This is a genomic window from Rhodococcus yananensis (assembly GCF_020515525.1).
GTDB classification, from domain to species: domain Bacteria; phylum Actinomycetota; class Actinomycetes; order Mycobacteriales; family Mycobacteriaceae; genus Rhodococcus; species Rhodococcus yananensis.
Map to the genome: position 1 here is coordinate 43,701 of NZ_JAIYEP010000021.1, position 18,887 is coordinate 62,587.

Here is an 18,887-nt window from a genome sequence, read left to right on the forward strand (position 1 = left end):
GTCTCCGGGCGCCGGTCACCGCGACCGCTCCACGCTCAGCACCGCGAGTTCCCGGGCGACGTCGCACGGATCCGCGACCGGCGCGAACAGGCCGTAGGACACCGACCAGTGGATGAAGTCACCACCGAACTGCACTCCGATCTCGCACAACACGGTCCGCCCGTCCCCGTTCTCCGCCGAACCCAGGAAACCGGGATTCCCCCCGATCTCGACGTCCGCGGCGGGACGGCCGACCAGGTCCGAGCCGGCGCGTTCCCGCCCGATGGGGCTGCCGCGGTACCACGAGAAACTGACGCTCGGTCCGCCGACATAGATCTCCCACTCGCAGCCCACCGAGTTGCGGGTGACGGCCTCGAAGGAACCCAGGCCGAACCGGCCGGCCACTTCGTCGTCGGAGACCCCCGCGCATTCCGCGAAGAACGGCCCTGGTTCGGTGACGGACGGAGCCGTGCTCGTCGGCGCCGCCGTTGCGGCATCGTCCGAGGATCCGCAGCCCGCAGCGGTCGCTGCAACCACGATCACCCCGGCCGCAGCCAGTGCCGCCCTCCCCGTCCGCACGAACCCCTCCATGTGCACAGACCCTAACCGGTCCTGACGTCGCGCGCGCGTCTGCGACGCGCGTCGGCGAGGACCGCATCGAGTTGGGTCGCCCAGTTCCGGACGATCTCCGCGCGGCGACGCGAATCGTCGGTGAGCACGTCGGCCAGGCCCAGTCCGCGACCGAGATCGAGTGTCGCCTGGACCATACGGTGGACGACCGGATCGGCGTCGTCCTCGACACCGAGCTGCCGGACCGCCACACGATGCGCGACCCGGCCGAATCGCTCCTCGAGCGGAACGATGCGTCGACGCAACTCCTGATCCGCGGCGGCCGCCGTCCACACCTGCAACGCGGCCTTGAAGAGGGTTCCGCAGTACTGGTCGACGATCCGCGTCACGACCGCCTCGGTGCGACCCACTCCCGGCGCGGCGTCGAGGTCGCCGTCGTCGATCAGCGTCATCCGACTGTCGAACATGTACTCGAGTGACGCCGTGATCAGGTCCTCGCGCGTCGGGAAGTGGTGCTGCGTCGCGCCGCGAGACACGCCGGCACGTTCGGCGACGACGGATACGCTGGTCGCGGCCCACCCGGAGTCGGCCAGACACTCGATGGTCGCCTCCAACAGACGTTGCCGGGTCGCCCGGCTACGGTCCTGTTTGGGTTCGCGCATCATCCCGATCCTTCCTGGCGCGTCCGACCGCCGGACGGATGATGCACCACACCGGCCGTTCACGGTGGGGGCATCCCACAGCGCCCGTGCGGCGCGATCCGGTCCATACGAACATATCGTGTCCGGGTCGGGTGATTCCGGCCCGGGAAGAGACGGGCGGGGGTGGAGAACGCGCGCCCTGCGCGTTCGGACGGAGAAGGGAGCGATGCCACGGTGGCGACGCTGGTGACACGCGACGACTATTTCGATGCGGCGATCGAGATTCTCTCGACCACCGATCACGGCGGGCTCAAACAGGCCCCGCTGTGCGCACGACTGCAGGTCACGACGGGCTCGTTCTACAACTATTTCGGCAGCTGGGCATGTTTCAGAACCGAGTTCCTGCGACGCTGGCTGGAGCGGCAGACACTCGAACTCGCCGCGTCCGCCCGACGCGAGACCTCGCCCGCGCGGCGCATGGAGATACTGATCGATTTCGCGTGCGCGCTCCCCCACCGGGCCGAGTCGTCGATCCGCGGGTGGGCGCACAACGACCCCGAGGTCCGCGCCGTCCAGGAGACCGTCGACGAGCACCGCTACGCGGTGGTGCACGAAGCGGTGACCGCGCTCGTCGGCGACGACGACGCGGCCCGGGACTTCGCCAGACTCGCGCTCTACACGCTCGCCGGATACCAGCAGAGCCTGCCGATGCAGGACATCGAGACCCTGCGGTGGTCGCTGCGACGGGTGCTCGATCTGCTGCTCACCCACCACGGGCGGACGTGCATCGCGTGACCGCGTCCGGCCCGGCACGATCTCACCGGGTCCTCGCCCACGACGGAGGCCTCTTCTGCAGGAACGCCGTCATGCCCTCCACCGCCTCCGCCGAACCGAACAACCGCGCCGACTGCGCTGCGAGATCGTCACCGTAGCGGTCGAAACCCTCGAGGATCCTCGCGGTGACGAGTCGCTTCGACTCCGCGAGGCCCTGCGGGGAGCATTCCCGGATCTCCGCGAGGAGATCGGCCAACGCGGCTGCGGTGTCCCCGGTGGACAGCGTGATGAGTCCGTCCGTGACGGCCTCCTCCGGACCGAACCGCTCACCGGTGAGGAAGTACCGTGCCGCGGCTCGGGACGACAACCTCGGCAGCACGGTGAGGGAGATGATCGACGCCGCCAGACCCAGTCGCGCTTCCGTGAGCGCGAACGTCGACCCCGGCCCGGCGATCACGATGTCGCAGGCGCCGATGAGCCCCATACCGCCTGCCCGGACGTGCCCTTCGATGCACCCGAGAACCGGCTTGGGCAGTTCCAGGATCTGCCGGAGCAGAGCCGTCATGTCGCGGGTGCGTTCGGCTGCCGCCTCCTCCGGTGTACCGGACGATTCGCTCAGATCCGCTCCGGCGCAGAAGGTTCCTCCGGTGTGGGTGAGAACGACGGCGCGGACTGCCGGGTCGGCGGCCGCGTCGTCCAGTCCCTGCCGCAGCTGCGCGAGCAGCGGTGTGGACAGCGCATTGCGATTGTGCGGTGAGTCGAGGGTCAGCGTCGCGACGGTGCGGTCGACGTCGTACCGCACCACCACCGCGTCCGTCTGCTCGGTCATCGGGGGCTCCTGGATGTGCTCGATCGCCGGGTCTTCTAGTACGACCGTGGCAGACCGAGCGAGTGCTGGGCAACGAAGTTGAGGATCATCTCGCGACTCACCGGCGCCACCCGCGCGATGCGCGCGGCACCCAGCATCGCGGCGAGGCCGTATTCGGCGGTGAGTCCACCACCGCCGTGCGTCTGGATCGCCTGGTCGAGGCTCGCGATCGCGGCCTCGGCCGCCGCGTACTTGGCCATGTTCGCGGCCTCGGCGGCACCGAGATCGTCTCCGCTGTCGTAGAGCACCGCGGCCTTCTGCATCATCAGTTTCGCGAGTTCGACCTCGATCTTGCGTTGCGCGAGCGGATGCGCGATGCCCTGGTGAGCGCCGATCGGCTCCTTCCACACGGTCCGTTCCCGGGCGTACCGTGTGGCCGCGTCGAGCGCGTACCGCCCCATCCCGACGGCCATCGCGGCGCCGAGGATGCGTTCGGGATTGAGTCCCGCGAAGAGTTGCATGAGCGCGGCGTCGGGATCACCGACCAGCGCGTCCGCGGGCAGGCGGACATCGTCGAGGAACAGGATGAACTGACGGTCGGGTTCGACGATGTCCATCTCCATCGGGGTCCGGACGAATCCCGGAGTGTCCACGGGGACGATGAACAACGCGGGACGCAGCTTTCCGCTGCGGGCGTCCTCGGTGCGGGCCACCACGAGCACGGCATCGGCCTGGTCGACGCCGGAGATGAACACCTTGCTGCCCGACAGAATCCAGTCGTCGCCGTCGCGACGCGCGACGGTGGTGATGTTGTGCGAGTTGGAACCTGCGTCGGGTTCGGTGATGGCGAACGCCATGATCTTCGTGCCCGCGGCGAGCCCGGGTAGCCATCGGTTCTTCTGCGCTGCCGTGCCGTATCGGGCGATGATGGTGCCGCAGATCGCCGGGGACACCACGACCAGCAGCAGTCCGCAACCCTGCGCGGCGAGTTCCTCCTGGACGAGGGCCAGGTCGTAGATTCCGGCGCCCCCACCACCGTACTCCTCGGGAATGTTCACTCCGAGGAACCCGGCGTCGGCGGCTGCGCTCCACAGTTCGGTGAGCGGCTCCCCCTTCCGTGCCTTCGGCAGAACGTAGTCGACGTAGCCGTAGCGTTTCGCGAGGGTCGACACCGCGTTCCGCAGTTGGGTGCGTTCGTCGGATTCGATGACGCTCATGCTCTAACCTTCCGTGCCGGGGGTGGTCAGTGGTGCGGTCTCGTCGTGCGGTGTCACGACGGCGAGGACAGCGCCCACGGCGACCTGGTCGCCGACCGTGACGTCGAGCGAGGTGAGGATGCCGGCGACGGGCGCCGCGACGGTGTGTTCCATCTTCATGGCCTCCAGCCGCACGAGCGGGCTCCCCGCCTCCACCGCATCGCCGACCGCGGCGTCGACGCCGATCACCGATCCGGGCATGGGTGCGAGCAGCGATCCCGCGGGGATCCGCGCGGCGGGATCGGTGAAGCGCGGCAGGGCGGTCAACCGCACGGGGCCGAGCGACGAGTCGACGTGCACGGTCGCGTCGTACCGCGCGACCGAGAGCCGCCGGCGCACCCCGTCGACGTCGAGGGTCACCCGGTCGGGTGTGTACGCGACCACCCGGATGTCGTCGCGACCGTCCACCCGCACACCGTCCCGCGTGATCCGGTAGCGGACCTCGTGTTCGTCGTGCCCCGCGGCGAATCGTCTGATCTGCGGGTGCGACGGCAGATTCCGCCAGCCCGACGGCAGACCGGCGTTCACGGTCGCGGCCGACCGTTCCGCCGCCGACGCGGCGAGGGCGGCGGCGATCGCGGACACCTCCTCGGCGTCCAGGGACGCCAGCGGCTCCGAGAGTTCGGCGAGCCCGTGGGTGTCGAAGAATGCCGTGTCGGTGTCGCCGGCGCGGAAGGCGGGGTGCTGCAGCACATCGACGAGAAGGTCACGGTTGGTGACGAGTCCGTGGATCTCGGTGCGTGCCAGCGTCGAGGCGAGCAGCCGCACGGCCCGATCGCGGGTGGGTGCATACGAGATCACCTTGGCGAGCATCGCGTCGTAGTGCACGCCGATCTCCGACCCCGCGACGACCCCGGAGTCGATGCGTACACCGGTCCGCCGGAGCACGTCGAACTCGACCGCGGGCTGCGGCGGCACGAACCTGTGCACGACGCCCGACTGCGGTTGCCAGTCTCGGGCGGGGTCCTCCGCATAGAGCCTGGCCTCAACCGAACATCCCTGCACAGGGGGCGGTTCGGATTCGATCCGGTCACCGTCGGCGATGCGGAACTGGAGGTCGACGAGATCGAGGCCGGTCGTGCATTCGGTGACGGGATGCTCGACCTGCAGGCGCGTGTTCATCTCCAGGAAGTGGAACTCGCCGGTTCCGTCGGCGAGGAACTCGACGGTGCCGGCGCCCTCGTAACCGATGGCCCTCGCGGCGCGGCGTGCGGCGTCGAAGAGACGCTCACGCATGCCGTCGGTCGCCTCGACGAGCGGGGAAGGAGCTTCCTCGATCACCTTCTGGTGGCGCCGCTGGATCGAGCATTCACGTTCCCCCACGGCCCACACCGTGCCGTGCCGGTCCGCGAGGATCTGCACCTCGATGTGCCGTCCGGTCTCGAGGTAGCGCTCACAGAACACCGTCGGGTCGCCGAACGCCGACGCCGCCTCGCGCCGTGCCGCGTCGAGTTGTCCGGCGAGTTCGTCGAGGGTGCGCACCACGCGCATACCGCGGCCACCGCCGCCCGCGGACGCTTTGACGAGAACCGGCAGGTCCGCTTCGGTGAGGCCGACGGGGTCGAGTTCGGCGAGGACGGGAACGCCGGCGTCGGCCATGATCTTCTTGGCCTCGACCTTCGACCCCATCCGCTCGATCGACTCGGGCCTCGGTCCGATCCAGGACAGGCCGGCTGCGAGTACCGATCTCGCGAACTCGGCGTTCTCGGAGAGGAACCCGTATCCCGGGTGCACTGCGTCGGCTCCCGCCGCGAGTGCCGCCGCGATGACCTTCTTCCCGTCGAGGTAGGTCTCGGCCGGGGTGACACCCGGCAGTCGCACGGCGGCATCGGCGTCGGTGACGTGCGGGCTGTCGGCATCGGCGTCGGAGAACACGGCGATCGCACCGAGTCCTGCGCGCCGGCACGACGCGAACACGCGTCTCGCGATCTCGCCGCGGTTCGCGACGAGCACCGAGGTGATGGTCGATTCGCTCACGGGTGCCTCACATCCGGAAGACGCCGAAGGATTCGGCGCCGCTGATCGGTGCGGTGGCGACGGCCGACAGGCACAGTCCCACCACGGTGCGGGTGTCGCGGGGGTCGATGATTCCGTCGTCGTAGAGACGGCCGGACAGGAACATCGGCAGCGACTCGGCTTCGATCTGGTTCTCGACGGCGGCGCGCATCGCAGCGTCGGCGGCTTCGTCGAACTCCTGCCCGCGGGCCTGCGCGGAGGCGCGTCCGACGAGGGAGATGACCCCGGCGAGTTGTGCACCGCCCATGACCGCGGATTTGGCGCTGGGCCACGCGAAGAGGAAGCGCGGGTCGAAGGCGCGCCCACACATGCCGTAGTGACCCGCACCGTAGGACGCGCCGATGAGGATCGAGATGTGCGGGACCGTCGAGTTCGCGACGGCATTGATCATCATGGCGCCGTGCTTGATCATGCCGCGTTCCTCGTACTCACGACCCACCATGTAGCCGGTGGTGTTGTGCAGGAACAGAAGTGGGGTGTCGGCACGGTTGGCGAGCTGGATGAACTGCGCGGCCTTCTGGGATTCCTCGTTGAACAGGACACCGCGCGCATTGGCGAGGATCCCGACCGGATAACCGTGCAACCGTGCCCATCCGGTGACGAGGGAGGAGCCGTAGAGGGGTTTGAACTCGTCGAAATCGGAGTCGTCGACGATGCGGGCGATCACCTCCCGGGGATCGAAGGGTTGCCTGAGATCCTCCGGGACGATCCCGAGGAGTTCCTCGGCGTCGTACCGGGGTTCGCGCACCTCGGGTAGGGGCGCCGGACCCGCCTTGCGATGGTTGAGCCGGCGCACGATACTGCGGCCGATACGCACCGCGTCCTGTTCGTCGACGGCGAAATGGTCGGCCAGACCGGAGATCCGCGCGTGCATCTCGGCGCCGCCGAGCGACTCGTCGTCGGACTCCTCACCGGTGGCCATCTTCACCAGCGGCGGCCCCGCGAGGAACACCTTCGAGCGGTTCTCGATCATCACGACGTGATCGGACATACCGGGGATGTACGCGCCGCCGGCGGTGGAGTTGCCGAACACCAGGGCGATCGTGGGTATGCCCGCCGCCGACAGTCGGGTCAGGTCGCGGAACAGCCGCCCACCGGGAATGAACACCTCCTTCTGCGTGGGCAGATCCGCGCCCCCGGATTCGACGAGTGAGATCAACGGCATCCGGTTCTGGAGGGCGATGTCGTCGGCGCGCAGCGACTTGCGCAGCGTCCACGGGTTGCTGGTGCCGCCGCGGACCGTGGGGTCGTTGGCGACGATGACGCACTCGACGCCTTCCACGACACCGATGCCGGTGACGACACTCGCGCCGACGGGGAAGTCGGTGCCCCACGCCGCGAGCGGCGACAGTTCGAGGAACGGTGAATCAGGGTCGAGGAGCAGTTCGATCCGTTCGCGCGGAAGGAGTTTGCCGCGGTCGTGGTGTCGGCGCACGTACTTCTCGCCGCCTCCGCCGAGGGTCTTGGTGTGTTCGCTGTCGAGTTCCGCGAGGCGGGTGCGCATCGCGGCGGCGGCCGCGTCGAACTCCGCGGAGCCCGGGTCGAGGGTCGAGACGAATGTGCTCACGTGTGGTATCCCAGTCGTTTGGCGGCGAGTTCGGTGAGGATTTCGGTGGTACCACCCCCGATGCCGAGGATGCGCATGTCCCGGTACTGGCGTTCGACCTCGGATTCGGCCATGTAGCCGAGTCCGCCGAACAGTTGGACAGCCTGGTGCGCGACCCACTCCCCCGCTTCGACGGCGGTGTTCTTGGCGAAGCACACCTCGGCGATGAGGTCACCGTCGCCCGCGACCGCGCGTTCGGCAACGGATCGGGTGTAGACGCGGGCCACGTCGATGCGCCGCGTCATCTCCGACAGGGTGCGTTGCACCGCCTGCCGGGAGATCAGGGGGCGCCCGAAGGTCTCGCGGTCGCGACACCAGGCGAGGGTGAGGTCGAGGCAGCGTTGCGCCGACGAGTACGCCTGCGCGGCGAGCGCGACCCGCTCGGCAACGAAACCCTGTGCGATCTGTGCGAACCCGGTGTGCTCGGCACCGACGAGGTTCGCAGCGGGCACCCGGACGTCGACGAAGGACAGTTCCGCGGTGTCGGAGGCACGCCAGCCCATCTTGTCGAGCTTGCGCGACACCGTGAATCCGGGTGTGCCCTTCTCCACGACGAGCAGTGACACGCCACCCGCGCCGGGGCCGCCGGTGCGGACGGCGGTGACGACGAAGTCGGCTCGGCAGCCGGAGGTGATGTACGTCTTGGCCCCGTTGACGACGTAGTGGTCGCCGTCGCGGACAGCGGTCGTGGTGAGGTGCCCGACGTCGGATCCGCCGCCCGGTTCGGTGATGGCCAGCGATCCGATCGCGTCGCCGGCGAGGGTCGGCCGGACCCACCGGTCGAGATGGTCGGGATCGGCCGCGGCGATCAGGTGGGGCAGCGCGATCCCGCAGGTGAACAACGATGCGAACGCGCCGCCGGAGGCCCCGGCCTCGTGGAACGCCTCGCACACGGTGAGCGCGTCGATCGCATCGCCCCCGGATCCGCCGACGCTGTCGGGGAATCCTGCGCCGAGGAGTCCGAGTTTCGCGGCCTTCGAATGCAGGTCGCGGGGCAGCTGCCCGTCACGTTCCCAGTCGTCGAGGTGTGGGAGGACCTCGCGGCGCACGAACGCGGTCACGGTCTCGCGCAGGGCCCGGCGTTCGGGGGTGGTCCAGACGTCGCTGGGTGCTGTGTTCACGTGCGCTCCTCCAGGAGTGCGATGGGTATGTCGACGTGTCTGGCCCGCAACCATTCTCCGAGCCCCTTCGCCTGCGGATCGAAACGGGCCCGGGAGGCGACGCCCCGTCCGAGGATCCCTTCGACGACGAAGTTCACGGCTCGCAGATTCGGCAGCACGTGCCGCGTGACGGTCAGCGGCCGTGTCTCGGGCAGCAGATCCTTCAGCGTGTCGACGGTGAGTGCGTGTGCGAGCCACCGCCATTCGTCGTCGCTGCGAACCCACACGCCGATGTTCGCGTCGCCGCCCTTGTCGCCGCTGCGGGCACCGGCGACCGTGCCGAGCGGCACTCGACGGGTGGGTCCGGGAGGCAACGGGCTCGGCGGTTCCGGCTCGTCGACGGGTTCGAGGGTCCGGCCGGTTGCGGGCACCGGGATGTCGACGGCGGTTCCGTCGGGCATCACCGCGATGTGCGGCACCCGGCTCGCGTCGACGTGGGCGGCCGTGTAGACGCCGTAGGGGCTGCCCGCACCCGGTGGTGCGGTGACGAAGAATCCGGGATACCCGGCGAGCGCGAATTCGACTGCGGTGGAGGTGAAGGCACGCCCGACGATGTTCGGGTCGGGGTCGCGCACGGTGCAGCGCAGCAGGGCGCTCGCAGTCTCCTCGGTGTCGGCGTCGGGGTGGTCGGTGCGGGCGAGGACCCAGTCGAGTTCGGCGGGACGGACCGACAGGTTCGCCTCCATCTGCGTGCGCACCAGCGCGGCCTTCGCCTCGATGTCGAGCCCGGTGAGGACGAATACGACCTCGTTGTGGAATCCGGCGAGGGCATTGAGGCACACCTTGAGGGTCGGCGGGGGCGGCTCCCCTTCCACTGCCGTGATGCGGACGCGGTCGGGGCCGGTCCGTTCCAGGCGAGCGGTGTCGATGCGTGCGGTGACGTCTGGGTTCGCGTATCGACCGCCGGTGACCTCGTACAGCAGTTGCGCCGTGACGGTACCGACGGTGACGGCACCGCCGGTGCCGGGATGTTTGGTGATGGTGGCCGATCCGTCGGCCTCGATCTCGGCGATCGGGAACCCGGGTCGGGTGAGATCGTCGATTTCGGTGAAGAACGCGTAGTTGCCACCGGTGGCCTGGGTGCCGCATTCGATGACGTGGCCCGCGACGACGGCCCCGGCCAGGGCGTCGAAGTCGGTTCGGGACCATCCGAAATGGGCGGCGGCGGGCCCGACGATGACGGACGCGTCGGTGACGCGGCCCGTCACGACGATGTCGGCCCCGGCATCCAGACATTCCACGATGCCCCACGCACCGAGGTACGCGTTGGCGGTGAGTGGACGGGGGTCGGCGGCGAATCCCAGTTCGTCGATCCGGGCGATCAGATCGTCGCCCTCGACGTGGGCGATGCGCGGCGACAGTCCGAGTCGATCGGCGACCGTGCGCAGCGCCTCGGCAAGTCCGGCGGGGTTGAGTCCGCCCGCGTTCGTGACGATCCGGACCCCCCGGTCGAGCGCGAGCCCCATGCAGTCCTCTGCCTGCCGCAGGAACGTCTTGGCGTATCCGGACGCCGGGTCCTTCAACCGGTCGCGCCCGAGGATGAGCATCGTCAGTTCGGCCAGATAGTCGCCGGTCAGGTAGTCGAGTTCCCCGCCCTCGAGCATCTCGCGCATCGCCGACAGGCGGTCGCCGTAGAAGCCGGAACAGTTCCCGATCCGCACAGCACGGGTCATGCGTCCTCCTCCTTCTTCTTCTCCGGGCGGCCCGCGCCGGGTGGGCCGGCGAATGCCTGCGCCAGATCGAGCCAGGCCGCCGCGTCGGGCCCGTGCGCGGCCAGCGCGGTGTCTAGCCGATGCGTCCGCTGGGTGACGAGCCGACAGAAGTCCTCGGCGGAACCGGTCACCGATTGCGGGGCGTCCTCCGGACCCCACGTCCACATGCTGCCGTCCGGTGCCACCAGTTCGACGCGGAACACGTCGGCAGGTGGGGTCCGTCCGTGCACGACGAACGAGAAGTCGCGCGTGCGCACGCCCAGGTGCGCGATGTGCCGCAGGCTCGCGGTGGGTGCGCGGTGCACGCCGAGTGCGTCGGCGACATCCCCTCCGTGTGCCCAGGTCTCCATCAGTCGTGCCGTCGCCATCGACGGCGCGGACATGGGCGGGCCGTACCAGACGATCTTCGTGTCGGCCGGGACCCGACGGAGAGCCTCGGCCAGGTCGCGGCGGGTACCGCGCCAGTCCGCGAGGAGGTCCGCCGGGACGCGGGCAGCTTGCTCTGCGGCTCCTTCGTCGACGAATGTTTCGGCGTCGGCGATCTTTTCGAGTCCACTGACGAAGGCGTCGGGTTCGGTGACGGCGATGAGGGCGGCGCGGTCGGTCCACAGGAGGTGACCGATCTGATGGGCGATCGTCCATCCCCGCGCGGGCGTGGGCCGGCGCCAGTCGTCGGCGGTCAGGTTCGTGACGAGGGCGTCGAGGGCGTCGCCTTCGGCGCGCAGATCGTCGAGTAGCTCGGGCAACTCCACCATGCGACCAGGGTCACACGCCGACGCACCAAAATCAAGCATCGATGCTTGTTTTATGCGTCGATGCAGGTGAACGCCGCAAACGAACTCGCCGCAGCGCTCGCCCCCTGCGCGGCGGGGTCAGATTCCGTAACCGCCGTCCACGTCGAGTTTCTGGCCACTGATGAAGCCGGCCTTGTCCGAGGCGAGGAACAACACGGCCTCCGCGATGTCGACGGCGTGCCCGAACCTGCGCAGCGGGATGTTCCGCTTCGTCACCTCGAGCGCGCGATCGTCGAGTTCCCCCGTGGAGATCAGGCGATCGGCCATGCCGTCGACCAGCATGCCCGGGCCGACACTGTTGAAACGCACGCCGAACCGTCCTTCCTCGGCCGCGAATCCGCGCACGAGCGACTCGATCGCGGCCTTCGGTCCGGCGGAGAGGCCGTCCCGGACCGGGTACCGGGTGGTCGCGGCGGTGGTGACCGCGACCACCGACCCGGCCGAGCGCCTCAGTTCCGGCAACGCCGCGGAGACCACGTTGAAGAACGCCTTGACCTCGGCGTCGACGGCCGCGCCGAACTGCGCGGGCGACACCGCCGACAGGTGCACCATCGGAACGTGCGGACCCGCCGCGTGCACGACGGTGCCGAACCCCCCGAACTCACCGGTCACCGATTCGACCCACCGTGCCGTCGCGTCCGGATCCGCGAGGTCGAGCGCGTCGTACGCGACGGTCGCGCCCCGCTCGCGGAGTTCCGCGGCCAGCCGTTCCGCGGTGTCCGTCCGGCTGCGGTACGTGAATGCCACGTCGTGGCCCGCGGTGGCGAACGCACGGCAGATCGCAGCACCGATCCCGCCGGTGCCACCGGTCACGAGCACCGCCGGGTGCGCCGAGCCGTTCCCGCTCATCAGGCACCGATCCTGCGGTGCACGAGTTTCCCGACACCGTGCATCGTGCCGGTACCGGGGAACTCCCACACGATGTCGTCCGTCAGCAGGGCACCGTACTCGTCGAGGGTTCCGAGGCCCGGCGCGTGGGCGGGACGCGCGAGGGTGTCGGTGACGAGCGTGCTCCGCGCCGCCCGTTCGAGATCGTTCACTGCGGGTTCGTCCTCCTGTGTCGTCCGACGCCCGAAGGTATCGGGCGTCAGGGCCGTGTCGGAGATCCGATCCCGCCCAGCGGTCGAGCCCGTCTGTTCCGCACCACCATTCGGACCAGTTCCCCGGCCGGACCGGACAGCGCCCGCGGTGGCCGCCACACCGCACGGAGAACGCGCGACAGGTCGAGTCCGTCGACGCCGATCACCCGCAGTTGCCCTGCGGTCACGTCCTCGGCGACGGCGAGGGTGCTCAGGACCGCAGGCCCGACACCTCCGAGGACACTCGTGCGCACCGATGCCCCGCTGCCGAGTTCGAGCAGCGGCGCAGGCCGGTCGTACTCCTGCAGGGCGAGGTCGAGCGTGCGACGGGTGCCGGACCCCTCCTCCCGCACCACGAGCGGGGTGGCCGCGAGTTCCGCGACGGTGATCGGGCGGCGCCGGCGCGCCCAGCGATGATCGGGTGGCACGACGACGACCAGTTCGTCGCGCGCCACCTCCACACTGTGCAGCCCGGCGGGCACGCCGGGGCCTTCGACGAAACCGACGTCGCATCCTCCGGCAGCGGCGATGTCGCACACCTGCATCGAGTTGTGCACCTGCAGTCGGATCTGCACGTCGTCGTGGATCGCCCGGAATTCACCGAGCCAGCGCGGGATGAGGTGTTCGGCGACGGTCATCGATGCCGCGACGACCAACCCGGGATGGTGTTCGACGCTCAACGCGGCCGCCGCGTCGAGCAGTTGCCGGGTGTCCGAGAGCACCTCCCGCGCCCAGTGCGCGACCACCGTCCCCTCCGGGGTGAGCACCGAACCGGTCCGTCCCCGCCGGACCAGGCGTGTTCCCAGTTGCCTTTCGAGCCGGTTGAGGGCGCGGGTGGCATTGGGCTGCGCGATGCCCGCGGCTCGGGCGGCCGCCCCGAGTCCACCGTGATCGTCGATTCCGACGAGCAGTTCGAGCGCTGCGAGATCCGGCCACGAAGACATGCACGAATGGTATGTCCGCCGCGGCCGCCCCCGACTCAGCTCACCGCGTGGACCGCGATGAGTGTCACCGACGCCAGGGCGAGCGCGACGACGACGCCGGTGAGGACGGCGTTGCGCCACCACAACCCGTCCACTCGTCCTGCGACGAACCCGCGGACCCGTCGGCGGTGCCCCTCCCGTGCGGTCAACAGCAGCACGAGCACGGGTATCAGGAACACCAGACCGGTGATCGCGACGACGAGGTCCGGCCCGGGAACGAAACGCATGAATCCGAGCACGATCACGCCGAGGACCACCGCGGTGCGCAGCCACGCGAGGGAGGTCCGTTCGGGTTGCAGGCCCGGATCGTCGTGCCTCACCGGACGCTCACACGACGATTGCGACGGTCAGCCCGATACCCGCGACGGCCAGCAGGACTGCGACGAGGAATGCCGTCCACGGCAGGGGCAGCGGGCGAGCGGTGCGCATCGCGCGCTCCACACCGATCCACCGCAGCAACGCGACGAGCGCCAGGCCGGCGGCGAAGATCAGCAACCCGCATGCGATCACGGTACGGACAGCGGAGTCGATCACGTCGGCCGCGAAGGCCTCGAGTCCCACGGCGGCGGCGATGATCCCGAGGGCCGTACGGATCCACGCGAGGAAGGTGCGTTCGTTGGCGAGCGTGAACCGCGGATCCGGGTCCGTCCCCTCCCGGAACGCACGGGGCTTCCACCGCTCCTCGGTCGGCCTCACATCGACCGACTCTAGCGGGCGCACCCACCGTTTCCGCGTGCGGACACACCGTCCGGTCGGAGCCCGGCCGGTGCATCGCACGTGACCCGGTACGCCCCGTCCGCGAACCCCGACGTGGTGTACCGGACCGGTCAGCCCACCACCAGATCGGTACCGCGCGCTTCGATCGCGCGCGTCTTCAACGGCTTCTTCGCCGGACCTTCGACGGGAACCCCGTCGAGATCGAACACGCTGCCGTGGCACGTGCAGATGATGCGGTCGCCCTCGACGTCGGTGATGTTGCAGCCCTGGTGGGTACAGATCGCAACGAAGGCGTGGAAGTCACCGTCCGTGGGTTGTGTGAGGATCAGCCGGTCCGACTCCAGGAACACCCCGCCGCCGACGGGGACGTCGGCGACCGCCGCGACCACCTGGGCATCGGGGCCCGGGGGCTGCGTGGTGGTCGGCTCCGCCGCCCCGACTGCGTCATCGGATCCGGTGCCCGGACCGCACGCGGTGATCAGTCCGGTGGCCGCGACGGCACCGGCACCGCCGAGGAGGGCACGGCGGGTCACGCGGGGATCGTCGCGGGTGCTGTCGCTGGTCATCTGCAGATCGAGTCCGTTCCGGGTGCGTGAGTGTCCCGGTCAGGTTATCCCGGGAACGCGCGCGGGGCCGCGACACCCGTCACGGCCCCGCCCGACCTCGGACGCGTCGCAGCCCGGCCTCGGACGCGTCGCGTCAGTGCAGCGGCACCGCCGGGCCCTGCCCCTCCGGCTGCGCTGAACGCGTTCTGGGCAGGAACGCCGCCGGGATCAGAGCGAGGATCATGACCACGGTCGCGACGAGGAAGGTGCTGCCGAACGCGTCGGCCATGGACCCGAGGATCGTGGTCTGCACCTCGGGCGGAAGCTGCGCGAAGGCATCGGCGTCGGGCTGGACCGATGCCCCGTCCGGAAGGCCGTCGGGAAGCACCATGTGGCTGGTGAGGACCACCGACATCGTCGCGGTACCGATCGAGCCGGCGGACTGCTGGACGATGTTCATCAGCGTCGACCCGCGCGCGATGCCGTGGTCGGTCAGCGTCTGCAACGCAGCGGTCATGGTGGGCATCATCGTGCACCCCATCCCCATGCCCATGACGAACAACGCCGCGAGCAGAAGGACGTACGAGGTGTCGACACCCACCTGGGTGAACACTGCCATGCCGACGATGATCAGCGACAGGCCGACGAGCACGATCCTTCCGGGGCCGATACGGTCGACGAGTTGACCGGCGATCGGCATGGTGAGCATCGCACCGATTCCCTGCGGAGCGAGGAGCAGACCGGCCGCGAGGGTGGTCTCACCGCGGACCTGCAGGAAGTAGCTGGGGAACAGCAGACCCGCACCGAAGAACGCGATCGCGAAGACGGTCATGGTGAGCACCGCGAACGTGAGCTGTCGATTGCGGAACAGGCTCAGGTCGATCAGCGGATGATCGGTGCGCGTCGCGTGGACGACGAACCCTGCGATGAGCACGAGCCCGACGGCCGCGCTGACGAACACGCGGGGCGCCGTGACGGTTCCGGTCTCGGGGAGCGACGACACGCCGAACAGGAACAGTGCGAGTCCGGGCGACAGCAGGAGCATTCCGACGAAGTCGAACGATTCCGAGGGCTGCGGCGAATCCTTCGGGAGCACCACGTTCGCGACGACGAGCGCGACGATGCCGATCGGCAGGTTGATCAGGAAGATCCAGTGCCAGGTGGCGGCCTCGATGAGCCAGCCGCCGAGGATGGGGCCACCGATCGGGCCGAGCAGCATCGGGATTCCGAGGACGGCCATGACCCGGCCGACGCGGTGCGGTCCGGCGGCACGGGTCATGATCGTCATACCGAGCGGCATGAGCATGCCGCCGCCGAAGCCCTGGACGACGCGGAACGCGATGAGCGACGTGACGTCCCACGCCATGCTGCACAGCACGGATCCGGCCACGAACAGGACGAGCGCCGTGAGGTACAGCCGCTTGGTGCCGAACCGGTCGGCCGCCCAGCCGGTGAGCGGAATCACACTCGCGAGCGCCAGGGTGTAGGCGGTCATCGTCCAGGCGACGGTCGCGTACGTGGCCTGGAATTCGGACATGAACGTCGGGATTGCGACCGACACCACGGTCACGTCGAGAATCGACATGATGGCGCCGAGCACGACGACGGACGCGATCTTCAGCACCGCGGCATCGAGCTTCTCACCGTCTCGACCTGCTGTCTTCTCTGGTTGCTCGCTCATGCGATGCCTTCTGTTTCGGCGCAGGTGCATGCCCGCGGAAATTCGGATGGTGTGTGCGCAGGGGCGCGGCGACCGGCGTTGTGGACGGTGCCCGCGGCGGTGCGGAGTGCTCGGCGATCCTAACCGTCGCACGGCTGCGCCCCAACCCGTTTCCGGGCCGGGGCGCAGGATGGGGTGCCGCGGGGCGTCAGCGACGAACCAGGTCGAGCAGCGGCAGACGTCGGCGGCGTCGGCCCACCTCGCGCAGGACCGCGCGATCGGTGATCTTCACGCGCGGGCGTCCCTGCGCACGTCCCGCGGTACGTTCCGCGGCGTCGATGGCGCGCCATCCGGCGAGGTCCACCCGATCGGGCCGGCGCGCGGACAGCAGTCGGCGCAGGGCCTTGCGGTCACCGTGGGGCGCGGCGAGTCGTCCGGCGTCGAAATCGGCGAGCAGCGCCCCGACGGTCTCCTTGGCGCACGCCTTGTTCGTACCGATGACACCGCTGGGGCCGCGCTTGATCCAACCGGTCACGTACACACCGTCGGTGACACGGCCGGTATCGTTCGGGATCACACCGCGGCGTTCGTCGAACGGCAGGCCGCGCACCGGAACTCCCCGGTAGCCGATCGATCGCAGCACCAGCTCCGCGTCGATGTCGTCGAAGCGGTCGGTGACGTGGGCACTGAGCGTCCCGTCGTCGGCGGCGACCAGTTCGGTGTGCGCGATCCGGACCCCGCCGACCCGTTCGTCACCGAGCAGTTCCATCGGTGCCGACAGGTAGCGGAAGACGATCCGCCGATGGCCGGGCCGAGCCGGCCGCGACGCGTACTCTCGGGCGAGCTGCATGCGCATGGCGGCGGCGGGGTCCTCGGCGACGAGCCGCGTGCTGACCGGGTCGAGGTCGAGATCGGCCTCGTCGATCACCACGTCGACGCCGGCCAGGTCCGCCAGCGCGAGGAATTCCGGGTTGCTGTAGGCGGCCTGCGCGGGGCCGCGGCGACCCAGCAGGACGACCTCGCGGACGTTGCTGCGGCGCAGTGCGGCCAGGGCATGGTCGGCGATGTCGGTGCGGGCGAGTTCGTCGACGTCCATCGTGAGGATCCGCGCCACGTCGAGGGCGACGTTTCCGTTACCGACGATCACGACGCGCTCGGCCGACAGGTCGAACGTCCGGTCGGCGTAGTCGGGGTGCCCGTTGTACCAGGCGACGAATTCCGTCGCGGCGTGACTGCCCGGGAGGTCCTCACCGGGGATGCCGAGACGACGGTCCGCGGAGGCTCCCACCGCGTACACGACGGCGTGGTGGTGCGCGAGCAACTCGGCGTGGGTGATGTCGCGTCCGACCTCGGTGTCGAGGTGCAGGTCGAACGCATCGCGACGGAACGACCACTCGAACGATTCCGTGACGGATTTCGTACCGGGATGGTCGGGGGCCACGCCGGCGCGGACCAGCCCGAACGGGGTGGGCAGCCGGTCGAACATCTCGACCTCGACGTCGGAACGATCGAGCAGTTCCTGCGCGGCGTAGCACGCGGACGGTCCGGCACCGACGATCGCGACGCGCAGCGTCTCCCGGTCGCGGGGTGCGGCGGGCACCGGGGTCAGCGCCGACCAGCCCTCCGGCATGGGATGGGCACCGTAGTAGTCGGCGTTGATCTGCGCGAATCGTGCCTGGGACGGCTCGAGCCGGTCGTCGGGAACGATCGCCTCGACGGGGCACGCATCGGCGCAGGCACCGCAGTCGATGCAGGTGGCCGGATCGATGTGCAGCATCTCGGTGGTCGAGAACTCACGTTCCTCGGGCGTCGGGTGAATGCAGTTGACCGGGCAGACCGCGACGCAGCTCGCATCGTTGCAGCACGTCTGAGTGATGACGTAGGCCATGGGGACGTCCTCGGGAACGGGGCGGAACGACCGCCGAATTCATGTGACAACCAGTAACAGTTAATACGACTGTAGACGGGGTCACACCGGGTCCGCAAGACGCGCCGGTCCGGCTTTCCCCTTCGCGCGGACGAAGCCATACCGTGTAGCCATGATGCGTACCCTGATCCTGCTGCGCCACGGCAAGTCCGCGTACCCGGACGACGTGAGCGACCACGAGCGCCCACTGTCCCCCCGCGGCCGCCGCGAAGCCGGACTCGCCGGACGCTGGATCCGGGCCACCCTGCCCCCGGTGGACACGGTCCTCTGCTCCACCGCCACCCGCACCCGCAAGACCCTCGCCGAAGCCACCGCCGAGGCCCCCGAGGACATTCCCGTCGACTATCGCGACGCCCTGTACGGCGCGACCCCCGACGAACTCGTCGCCGAGATCCGCGACGTCGGCGAGGATGTCCGCACCCTGCTCGTCGTCGGACACGAGCCCACGCTCTCGGCGACGGCGCTGGCACTGGCCACCGACCTCACCGGTGACGCCGCACAACAGATCGCCGAGAAGTTCCCGACGTCCGCCGTGGCCGTCCTGACCGTGCACGGCGACTGGGCGGACCTCGCCCCCGGACACGCCGAGCTCGCGGACTTCCACATCGCTCGCTGAGCCGCGGGAATCCGACACCCTCCCGAGAAACGCCACGGCCCCGC

Annotated in this window: 19 protein-coding genes; 2 read left to right on the forward strand and 17 right to left on the reverse strand. The window is 69.6% G+C overall.

Features of this window, described 5'->3' with window-relative positions:
• Positions 1–15 precede the first annotated feature (15 nt).
• Both LDQ05_RS07475 and LDQ05_RS07480 read right to left on the reverse strand, forming a co-directional pair.
• A complete protein-coding gene (locus LDQ05_RS07475; protein WP_226436265.1) occupies positions 16–570 on the reverse strand; it encodes a DUF3558 domain-containing protein in 555 nt (184 codons plus the stop codon).
• A gap of 11 nt (positions 571–581) precedes the next feature.
• Positions 582–1,214 carry a TetR/AcrR family transcriptional regulator gene (locus LDQ05_RS07480; RefSeq protein ID WP_226436266.1) on the reverse strand — a complete coding sequence of 211 codons (633 nt, stop codon included), beginning with the start codon at positions 1,212–1,214 and terminating at the stop codon, positions 582–584.
• Positions 1,215–1,424: 210 nt separating this feature from the next.
• On the opposite strand from LDQ05_RS07480, the gene LDQ05_RS07485 reads away from it, so the two are divergent.
• Positions 1,425–1,985: a TetR/AcrR family transcriptional regulator gene (locus LDQ05_RS07485; protein WP_226436267.1), complete on the forward strand. Its 561-nt coding sequence runs from the start codon at positions 1,425–1,427 to the stop codon at positions 1,983–1,985.
• 22 nt (positions 1,986–2,007) lie between these two features.
• On the opposite strand, the gene LDQ05_RS07490 is transcribed toward LDQ05_RS07485, so the two are convergent.
• The 15 genes from LDQ05_RS07490 to LDQ05_RS07560 form a co-directional block, all read right to left on the reverse strand.
• Complete coding sequence (locus LDQ05_RS07490) at positions 2,008–2,793, reverse strand: enoyl-CoA hydratase family protein (protein WP_226436268.1); 786 nt, start codon at positions 2,791–2,793, stop codon at positions 2,008–2,010.
• A gap of 35 nt (positions 2,794–2,828) precedes the next feature.
• Complete coding sequence (locus LDQ05_RS07495) at positions 2,829–3,989, reverse strand: acyl-CoA dehydrogenase family protein (RefSeq protein ID WP_226436269.1); 1,161 nt, start codon at positions 3,987–3,989, stop codon at positions 2,829–2,831.
• A gap of 3 nt (positions 3,990–3,992) precedes the next feature.
• A complete protein-coding gene (locus tag LDQ05_RS07500) occupies positions 3,993–6,005 on the reverse strand; it encodes an acetyl/propionyl/methylcrotonyl-CoA carboxylase subunit alpha (RefSeq protein WP_226436270.1) in 2,013 nt (670 codons plus the stop codon).
• 7 nt (positions 6,006–6,012) lie between these two features.
• Positions 6,013–7,611, reverse strand: a complete 1,599-nt coding sequence (locus tag LDQ05_RS07505) for an acyl-CoA carboxylase subunit beta (protein ID WP_226436271.1) — start codon at positions 7,609–7,611, stop codon at positions 6,013–6,015.
• Positions 7,608–8,771, reverse strand: coding sequence for an acyl-CoA dehydrogenase family protein (locus tag LDQ05_RS07510; RefSeq protein WP_226436272.1), 1,164 nt, complete (start codon positions 8,769–8,771; stop codon positions 7,608–7,610). The genes LDQ05_RS07505 and LDQ05_RS07510 overlap by 4 nt, the downstream gene beginning before the upstream one ends.
• Positions 8,768–10,483, reverse strand: coding sequence for an acyclic terpene utilization AtuA family protein (locus LDQ05_RS07515; RefSeq protein WP_226436273.1), 1,716 nt, complete (start codon positions 10,481–10,483; stop codon positions 8,768–8,770). Before LDQ05_RS07515 ends, LDQ05_RS07510 begins: the two co-directional genes overlap by 4 nt.
• Positions 10,480–11,277 carry a TIGR03084 family metal-binding protein gene (locus LDQ05_RS07520; protein WP_226436274.1) on the reverse strand — a complete coding sequence of 266 codons (798 nt, stop codon included), beginning with the start codon at positions 11,275–11,277 and terminating at the stop codon, positions 10,480–10,482. Before LDQ05_RS07520 ends, LDQ05_RS07515 begins: the two co-directional genes overlap by 4 nt.
• Positions 11,278–11,394: 117 nt before the next feature.
• The gene (locus tag LDQ05_RS07525) at positions 11,395–12,165 is read right to left on the reverse strand and encodes an SDR family NAD(P)-dependent oxidoreductase (RefSeq protein ID WP_226436275.1); all 771 of its coding nucleotides are present in this window, start codon (positions 12,163–12,165) and stop codon (positions 11,395–11,397) included.
• Complete coding sequence (locus LDQ05_RS07530; RefSeq protein ID WP_226436276.1) at positions 12,165–12,356, reverse strand: hypothetical protein; 192 nt, start codon at positions 12,354–12,356, stop codon at positions 12,165–12,167. Before LDQ05_RS07530 ends, LDQ05_RS07525 begins: the two co-directional genes overlap by 1 nt.
• A gap of 47 nt (positions 12,357–12,403) precedes the next feature.
• Positions 12,404–13,339 (reverse strand): LysR family transcriptional regulator, encoded by a 936-nt coding sequence (locus LDQ05_RS07535; RefSeq protein ID WP_226436277.1) that lies wholly within the window; start codon positions 13,337–13,339, stop codon positions 12,404–12,406.
• Between the two features lie 35 nt (positions 13,340–13,374).
• The gene (locus LDQ05_RS07540; RefSeq protein ID WP_226436278.1) at positions 13,375–13,698 is read right to left on the reverse strand and encodes a DUF202 domain-containing protein; all 324 of its coding nucleotides are present in this window, start codon (positions 13,696–13,698) and stop codon (positions 13,375–13,377) included.
• Positions 13,699–13,705: 7 nt separating this feature from the next.
• Positions 13,706–14,074, reverse strand: coding sequence for a YidH family protein (locus LDQ05_RS07545; protein WP_226436279.1), 369 nt, complete (start codon positions 14,072–14,074; stop codon positions 13,706–13,708).
• Between the two features lie 131 nt (positions 14,075–14,205).
• The gene (locus LDQ05_RS07550) at positions 14,206–14,661 is read right to left on the reverse strand and encodes a QcrA and Rieske domain-containing protein (RefSeq protein ID WP_226436280.1); all 456 of its coding nucleotides are present in this window, start codon (positions 14,659–14,661) and stop codon (positions 14,206–14,208) included.
• A 133-nt stretch (positions 14,662–14,794) separates the two neighbouring features.
• A complete protein-coding gene (locus tag LDQ05_RS07555) occupies positions 14,795–16,321 on the reverse strand; it encodes a DHA2 family efflux MFS transporter permease subunit (protein ID WP_226436281.1) in 1,527 nt (508 codons plus the stop codon).
• Between the two features lie 187 nt (positions 16,322–16,508).
• Positions 16,509–18,188: an FAD-dependent oxidoreductase gene (locus LDQ05_RS07560; protein ID WP_226436282.1), complete on the reverse strand. Its 1,680-nt coding sequence runs from the start codon at positions 18,186–18,188 to the stop codon at positions 16,509–16,511.
• A gap of 151 nt (positions 18,189–18,339) precedes the next feature.
• Between LDQ05_RS07560 and LDQ05_RS07565 the strand changes: the two genes are divergently transcribed.
• Positions 18,340–18,843, forward strand: a complete 504-nt coding sequence (locus LDQ05_RS07565) for a SixA phosphatase family protein (protein WP_226436283.1) — start codon at positions 18,340–18,342, stop codon at positions 18,841–18,843.
• Positions 18,844–18,887: the final 44 nt, after the last annotated feature.

Bases quoted from the DNA above. Each gene is read 5' to 3' on its own strand.
- LDQ05_RS07560 (WP_226436282.1), bottom strand. From the start codon at position 18,188: ATGGCCTACGTCATCACTCAGACGTGCTGCAACGATGCGAGCTGCGTC.
- LDQ05_RS07475 (WP_226436265.1), bottom strand. From the start codon at position 570: ATGGAGGGGTTCGTGCGGACGGGGAGGGCGGCACTGGCTGCGGCCGGG.
- LDQ05_RS07565 (WP_226436283.1), top strand. From the start codon at position 18,340: ATGATGCGTACCCTGATCCTGCTGCGCCACGGCAAGTCCGCGTACCCG.
- LDQ05_RS07535 (WP_226436277.1), bottom strand. From the start codon at position 13,339: ATGTCTTCGTGGCCGGATCTCGCAGCGCTCGAACTGCTCGTCGGAATC.
- LDQ05_RS07520 (WP_226436274.1), bottom strand. From the start codon at position 11,277: ATGGTGGAGTTGCCCGAGCTACTCGACGATCTGCGCGCCGAAGGCGAC.
- LDQ05_RS07480 (WP_226436266.1), bottom strand. From the start codon at position 1,214: ATGATGCGCGAACCCAAACAGGACCGTAGCCGGGCGACCCGGCAACGT.
- LDQ05_RS07490 (WP_226436268.1), bottom strand. From the start codon at position 2,793: ATGACCGAGCAGACGGACGCGGTGGTGGTGCGGTACGACGTCGACCGC.
- LDQ05_RS07525 (WP_226436275.1), bottom strand. From the start codon at position 12,165: ATGAGCGGGAACGGCTCGGCGCACCCGGCGGTGCTCGTGACCGGTGGC.
- LDQ05_RS07495 (WP_226436269.1), bottom strand. From the start codon at position 3,989: ATGAGCGTCATCGAATCCGACGAACGCACCCAACTGCGGAACGCGGTG.
- LDQ05_RS07555 (WP_226436281.1), bottom strand. From the start codon at position 16,321: ATGAGCGAGCAACCAGAGAAGACAGCAGGTCGAGACGGTGAGAAGCTC.
- LDQ05_RS07550 (WP_226436280.1), bottom strand. From the start codon at position 14,661: ATGACCAGCGACAGCACCCGCGACGATCCCCGCGTGACCCGCCGTGCC.
- LDQ05_RS07515 (WP_226436273.1), bottom strand. From the start codon at position 10,483: ATGACCCGTGCTGTGCGGATCGGGAACTGTTCCGGCTTCTACGGCGAC.